Source organism: Candidatus Dependentiae bacterium (genome assembly GCA_018897535.1).
Classification (GTDB): Bacteria; Babelota; Babeliae; order Babelales; family UASB340; genus UASB340.
Genome location: JAHIKO010000048.1, coordinates 1 through 5552 on the forward strand (window position 1 = coordinate 1; position 5552 = coordinate 5552).

Below are 5552 nucleotides of genomic sequence, written 5' to 3' on the forward strand. Positions count from 1 at the left end.
CAAAAAAAGACAAGAATTGAAAGTAACAATAATAAAACCGTAAAACATGATGAAGAAAAAATTGGACGCAACGATCCATGTCCATGCGGATCCGGCAAAAAATATAAAAAATGCTGCGGTCAATAAAATTATTTTAAAATAAAAGAGCCTCAAAAATTTGAGGCTCTTTTTATTTGCATTAGACAATTTATTTGTAGTTATTTTTTGGACATTTACAAACTTTACATTTACAATTTTTACACTTTTTTCCACAAACATTGCATTTTGCATTCTTATTACATTTTTTCTTTTCAATTCTTGTCTTTTTTTGTTTTTTATTTCGTTTTTGTTCTTTTGTCATTTTTTTATTTTTTTTAGGCTGAACCTGCTCTTTTTTTGCCGGTTCATTTTTCTTTTCAGATTTTTTACCACATCCAACCTGAAGACCAAGCCCTAAAATAATAAAAGCAAAAAGCAAAAAGTTTTTTGATTTAAACATTTACATCTCTCCCGTAAAATAACCTAAAACTAATACCAAAACTTTTTTTAATTTAATTTTTTTGTAAAATATAAGTCAATTAAAAAAAATAATCACACTTAATATTTATTGACATTAAGATTTAAGATAAGCATATTCATAAAGAATTAATAACCCATAATTCTAAGGGGTCATTATGAAATCAAAATATATTACACTGATTATGCTATTTGTCTTTTTAACTTTCAAAACTTTTTCTATGAATCTCGAAAATTCCCAAGATATAAACTTATCTAAAAATTTTTATTTACTTATGAGCGAGATTAATAAAGAAATATCTTATAATTGCAAATCTTTTAATAACGTCAATTCTTATCTACTTGATATAATTCAAGTATTAAAAAATATAGATACTGAAAAAGATTCTTTAGAAAATTTAACCAAATTTTTTCTCGAATTAACAAATTCTATTAATTTACTATTAACCCATACAATTAATAGAGTTTATGACAATGACCACTGGTACGAAAAAGAAAGAAGCGAAAAATTTTTAATTTATACTACAAATCCTGAAGATTTTTGCCATCTATCATTGGAAGAATTAACCAATAAACTCATACAATATTTTGATAAGATAAAAACTGAAACAAATATAGCAGCAACTTATTTTAACGAAGAATTTAATGAAGGCGATTTAATTTATTCGTTACAAAAAAAATTTGCTCTTGTCATTCAAAATGTAACCGCAATAAATATGTTTTCAAAAATGGTAACAAATTTAATTGAATTGAATAAAAAAATAGAAGAACTAAAAAAATCTGAAGATTATGAACTAAAAGTTGATCTATCCAATATGAGACTTAATGATTTAGGTTTTAATTATTTTTTAGATAATTTAAGTGATAACACCAAAGAAAAAATCACTTATTTAAATATATACAATAACGATATTGAGCATCTGGATTTAAGTGATTTAATAAACTTAAAGGGTCTAGATTATCGTAAAAATAGAATTAAACATACAAAAGGGTTACCCAAAAATTATGCTGGCGATAAGCAAAAGCGTGATTAATTAATCACGCTTTTGCTGTAAATCTAAAACCAAATTATCTAAAATTTCTATTTGATTCTTATCATAATCGAATCCGGTAAATTCCAAATGTAATCTTACAGGTTCTCCTTCAACCGCAGTTCTGTAAGCCTTAAAAAACGAGGGCAAATATGCAAATTCACCACCAAAAATACCTTTTATTTTTTCAGTTTTAATGGTAGCCATCGTTCCTTCACCTTCTACACTTTGCCAAAGTTCATTGCGTGTTTCTAAAGTTCTACGGCTATCAAGATTATTGCATCCTCGTATTTCTGCCTTAATGTCTTGAAAATCTTCTGATCGTTTAAGATTTATTTTTTTTGAGTATTTTATAGGCCTTTGATCAGTTCCGGTACCAATTATATATGAATGAATCAAACCCAATTCGCCATTTTTTTGAATAGTATCATGCTCATATGTATGATTATGACCGGAAATACACACATCAATTTGTGAATCCAAAATTGCATTAGTAATGTTATTTAATTGTGAAACATCTATATCTTTAATATGTTTTATATAGAACGAGTCATCGTTCAATATATTTATCATTCCGGGATGTTGGTATCTATAATGCGTATAAAAAGGCAAATGAAAATATGCAACAATAAAATCAACGTTACCCTGTTGCTTTGCTGCGTTTGCAGTATTAATCATAGCAATAATTTCAGTTTCAAAATCATTATCTATACTAAAATTATATTTTTTTCCAAGTTCTTCCGTAGAAATTGGTAAGTTCAAATAATACATGCGATCTTTAATAAAAGCATTTTTTGTCTGTCTAATTTGTACAATAGGTTTTACAACCGATTGGGTGCTTTCAGGAACATCCGGATTATTAAAAATAGAATTAAATAATGGATAAAAAGAATTTACATTATAGCTAGGCTTCATTATACCCTCTAAAGCGCCTATATCATGTGGCAAACCCATAGCAGATGTCAAAATTGAACCATTAAGTACATCATACATTGTTAAAAATATTTTCTTCCATTCCAACCCATAATTTCGACTGGAACCCCTTCCGGATTTTTCACATGTATTGGAAACAATATCACCAACACTAATAAATGTGGCTTTTTGACCATTTAAAATGTTATTCAATAAATCGCGCAAAAATGGTGCTGCTGAACCTCTTTTGCCTTCTGTAAACGCTTTAACATCTTTACCGCTTGAAAGATATTGTCCCTGAATATCACTAAAAAAATAGACCGGAGTATTGCTATTTAGTTTTTGATTAACTAAATCTGTTAAATTATTTTGTGTAATCATTATATCTTGATTAACTTGAATATCTTGCAAATCTTGATCTACTTCCCATACATTATTATATCTTCCAATTTCTTTTGAATAAACTACTATTGAACTGTTTTGAGGTTCATATCGACGAAAATTATCTAAATTTAAATTTTGTTTGGTACAATTATCTCGCATATCTATAATCTTTAAATAAAGATTATTTTGATATGGCGCAACAAACCAAATAAAATCTTGCGTAAATCCAAGCGAAACCGACATAAACAAAATAAAAAGACATATACTAAGAATACGTTTTAAATTTTTCAAAAAGTTCATTTTTCAACCTCTATTTATAAATAATTAAAAAGATTTAAACATTTATTGTATTTTATAAAATTCAACAACCCCAAAGCAATCTTTAGCTTTTTTTTAAAAAAACTATATTTATACCCTAATTTTTTAATAAAATATATTTGTATATATTAAAAAACAATTAACAAAATCCTGGGGGGAGCAGTAATGAAGTTCAAATTTATTACAAAAATATTTTTTTTCTTAAATTTTGTTTTATTTTTAAATATTTTTTCAATTCCAAAATTAACAATAATTATGGTAATTGATCAATTTGCATACAGTTATATGGAAAAACTTGGTCCAAATTTTGAGTATGCATTCAAAGATTTAAAAGAACACGGAGTATATTTTACAAATGCGCACCATGCTCATGGCGTTCCGGCAACAGCAACAGGGCATAATGCTTTAAATACAGGAACACTCGCCAAAAATCATGGAATAATTGCAAATTCTTGGATAGAAAATGGAAAAAAGGTAAATGCATGTAAAGATGATTCACCCGAAAGTTCAGTTTTTGGCCCAAACAATAAAATATTAGACTATGGATATAGTACAAAAAATATTATGTGTAATGGGCTTACAGATGAATTTGTAAAAAAATACCCAAATGATTTAACATTTTCCATATCATACAAATCAAGGGCTGCAATAGGCATGTCCGGTAAAACAGGAAAACCGATATGGTTTGATGACAAGCTAGGTATATTTACAACGTCAAAAGCATTTTTTAATCAACTACCAAACTGGGTAAAAGACTTTAATGAAAAGTATAATCTAGATAAAACAATAGAAAATAATATATGGAGAAGGGCATATCCTAAAAAAAGTAAAAAATACAATTTACCGGATATCGATTTTAATAAAAATAGTTATTATATACATTCAACTTATCATAAATCACTTATTTCAAAGAAAAGACTTGATGAACCAACAGATAAAATTGGTAAAAAAAATAAACCTGATATAAAAAATTATTCCAGATTTATAAAATCACCATTGGCAAATAAAGTATTATTGGATTTTGCAAAAAATTGTATCGATAATAACTTACATGAAGACAACAATATGCTTTTGTGGATTTCACTCTCGCCACTTGATCACTTAGGTCATATTTATGGACCGAACGGTATGGAAGTAACCGATATGATATATCATCTTGATAAACAAATTAAAAATTTTTTAGATTCGCTATATCAAAATATTGATGAAGAAGATATTTTATTTGTATTAACTGCAGATCATGGAGTCCAACCTTTGGTAGAATTAAATAAAGAAAAAAATTTACCGGCATATCGAATAAATTCCTCTGAAATGCTGCATAAAATTAATAAACATATAAATAAAAAATATAATATTAAAAATTTAGTAACAGATTTTGAAGCTTCTCAATTATATTTTGATATGAAAAAATTTAACAATCTTGATACAAAAACAAAAGAATCGATATATTCAGATATAAAAAAAATAGTTTTAAATAAAAAAGGAATAAGCAAAGTTGTCACAACAGATGAATTAATAAATAATAAATATGATTTTGATTCTATTTTAAACTTTTACAAACAACAAGTTTATATAGGCAGATCAGGACAAGTATTCATAATTCCAAATGAATATTCAGATATATCAAATTATAAATTTGGAGCGGGACATAAATCCGGATATGAATGCAATACGCATGTTCCACTAACAATCTATCAAAAGGGTAACATTGAAAATAAAGTTATAACCCAAAAAGTATGGCTCACGCAATTACCAGTAACAATTGCGAAAATATTGGATATAAATAAACCGGAAAAATCAGAATTTGAGCCTATTTTTTGACGAAATAGTAATAAAATTTTATAACTAAATATAATATATTTTTTATTTTAAGATTTTTTTTATACAGGTTTTAAATATGAATTTAAAAAACAAAACAATTTTTACTTTTTTAAGCGCACCCGGTGCAGGTAAAGGCACATTAGCTCAGCAGGTATCTACAAATTTAAATTATATAGTTCTTTCAACCGGAGATTTATTCAGACAACATATAGCAAATCAAACGGAAATAGGTAAAGAACTTAAAAGTTATATCGACAAAGGACAACTTGTTCCGGACGATTTAACAATAAATATGGTAAAAAAATGGCTTCTAGAACAAAAAGAATCTGAAAAATCAATAATTTTAGATGGATGTCCAAGAACGGCATATCAAGCCCAAAAAATTCTTAACATAATTTCAAAAGATATGCCAAATTACAAATTCAGAGTTGTAAAATTGGAAATTCCTCAAGAAGAAATCACTCAACGATTGATAAATAGAAGATGCTGCCCAAATAAAAGCTGTCAGGCGGTTTATAACACTTCAATGCTGGAAATAGCATCCGGAAAATGTCCTAAATGCAAAACTGATTTAATTCAAAGACAAGATGA

Annotated in this window: 6 protein-coding genes; 4 read left to right on the forward strand and 2 right to left on the reverse strand. The window is 27.0% G+C overall.

Features of this window, described 5'->3' with window-relative positions:
- Window positions 1-126, forward strand: a 126-nt coding sequence (locus KKE07_02915) for an SEC-C domain-containing protein (protein MBU4269806.1), incomplete at its 5' end; no start/stop codon positions are given.
- Window positions 127-187: 61 nt separating this feature from the next.
- Here KKE07_02915 and KKE07_02920 read toward each other — a convergent pair.
- The gene (locus KKE07_02920) at window positions 188-478 is read right to left on the reverse strand and encodes a hypothetical protein (GenBank protein ID MBU4269807.1); all 291 of its coding nucleotides are present in this window, start codon (window positions 476-478) and stop codon (window positions 188-190) included.
- Between the two features lie 175 nt (window positions 479-653).
- Here KKE07_02920 and KKE07_02925 point away from each other — a divergent pair, with 175 nt between their 5' ends.
- The gene (locus KKE07_02925) at window positions 654-1529 is read left to right on the forward strand and encodes a hypothetical protein (GenBank protein ID MBU4269808.1); all 876 of its coding nucleotides are present in this window, start codon (window positions 654-656) and stop codon (window positions 1527-1529) included.
- Here the strand turns inward: KKE07_02925 and KKE07_02930 are convergent, their stop codons facing one another.
- Window positions 1530-3122 carry a hypothetical protein gene (locus tag KKE07_02930; protein ID MBU4269809.1) on the reverse strand — a complete coding sequence of 531 codons (1593 nt, stop codon included), beginning with the start codon at window positions 3120-3122 and terminating at the stop codon, window positions 1530-1532. It abuts the gene before it with no gap.
- A 183-nt stretch (window positions 3123-3305) separates the two neighbouring features.
- Between KKE07_02930 and KKE07_02935 the strand changes: the two genes are divergently transcribed.
- Entirely contained in the window at window positions 3306-4961 is a 1656-nt protein-coding gene (locus KKE07_02935) for an alkaline phosphatase family protein (GenBank protein MBU4269810.1), read from the forward strand.
- Window positions 4962-5037: 76 nt separating this feature from the next.
- A partial coding sequence (locus KKE07_02940) for a nucleoside monophosphate kinase (GenBank protein ID MBU4269811.1) occupies window positions 5038-5552 on the forward strand: 515 nt, incomplete at its 3' end.

What these genes read in the sequence shown, in the direction of transcription:
- KKE07_02920 (MBU4269807.1), bottom strand. Translation starts at nt 478, where the DNA reads ATGTTTAAATCAAAAAACTTTTTGCTTTTTGCTTTTATTATTTTAGGG.
- KKE07_02925 (MBU4269808.1), top strand. Translation starts at nt 654, where the DNA reads ATGAAATCAAAATATATTACACTGATTATGCTATTTGTCTTTTTAACT.
- KKE07_02930 (MBU4269809.1), bottom strand. Translation starts at nt 3,122, where the DNA reads ATGAACTTTTTGAAAAATTTAAAACGTATTCTTAGTATATGTCTTTTT.
- KKE07_02935 (MBU4269810.1), top strand. Translation starts at nt 3,306, where the DNA reads ATGAAGTTCAAATTTATTACAAAAATATTTTTTTTCTTAAATTTTGTT.